This is a genomic window from Cupriavidus sp. WS, assembly GCF_000395345.1.
GTDB lineage: Bacteria > Pseudomonadota > Gammaproteobacteria > Burkholderiales > Burkholderiaceae > Cupriavidus > Cupriavidus basilensis_B.
Window position 1 is genome coordinate 1 of record NZ_AQPL01000716.1, and the last position, 1,023, is coordinate 1,023.

At 66.4% G+C, this 1,023-nt stretch carries 1 protein-coding gene and 1 pseudogene; both read right to left on the minus strand.

Translation table 11 applies throughout. From position 1 onward, the window contains the following. Positions 1-143: 143 nt before the first annotated feature. Positions 144-908 carry a DsbA family protein gene (locus tag K206_RS0136800; protein ID WP_029044477.1) on the minus strand — a complete coding sequence of 255 codons (765 nt, stop codon included), beginning with the start codon at positions 906-908 and terminating at the stop codon, positions 144-146. Between the two features lie 13 nt (positions 909-921). Beyond that, a pseudogene (locus K206_RS44815) lies at positions 922-1,023 on the minus strand (type VI secretion protein); the annotation flags it as partial.

Here is a 1,023-nt window from a genome sequence, read left to right on the forward strand (position 1 = left end):
GGGAGGGCAAGCCCTCCTGGGGATAGGAACAAGGGAACGAGGTGCATCCACCACCGCGCAGCGGTGATTGTTCGCGGCCAGGATGCGGAGCGAACGGGTATCGGTCAGCGCGGGCAACCGCGCCGTAGCCTTGAAGACCAGGGCTACCTGGGCATGTCGCCGACAACGTCGGCAGGCATTTCGGTGGTAGGTGTGGCGGCAGGTTCGTCAGCCGCCAGCATGTCCATGGCCGACAGCAAGGCATCGCCTTCGATTGGCCCCTGCAGCAGGATGGACTGGCCCGTCTGGCGATCAAGCAGGCGCAGCGACGGCGTGGCCGTCACGCCGCCTTTCGTGGCTTCCGTGGCCTGGGCGCGGATGACTGCATCGGCTCGCTCGCTTGTCATGCACTGCTCAACGGCCGGCGTCGATTCCGGGTAGCGCAGGCCATCGGGCAATCCCTGGCCGTCGCTGCGCGTGTGGGCATAGACCCACTCGACGGCATGCCAGAAGGCAGCATGCCCGCCGGCTTCGGCGACGCACTCGACCAGACGCGCCTCGGCCGACGCGGCCGGCTCATGTGCGGCCAGCGGCTGGTGGTGCCATTGCAGGGCCACGTCGGCGTTGCTGCCGACCCAGCGCTTGAGCTGCGGGAAATACTCCCGGCAGAACGGACATTCCAGATCGGCATAGAGCGTCAGCGTGAAACGCCCTTCGGGATTGCCCATCTGCCAGGGCGGCCCGGACATCAGTGCCGTGCTGACCGGCGTGGGCGACTGTGGTGAGGGTTCGCCGGGCGACCGGCACACGAGCCAGATCAGCAGCAGCGCGACCAGCGCAACAGCTAAGGCCCAAAGCCAGCGGGGCCGCCCGTGGCGACGGCGGAACGCCTGAACTTGTATCGGAATGGAAGGACGCTTCTGCTCCATGGTTTTCTCCGGCTTACGACAGTTCCAGGGCAGGCGACTCGATGCCGCGTGCCTGGTCGATCTTCTCGGCGACCTTGAAAGCTGCTTCCAACTCGGTGCAGCCGTATTGCTGCAT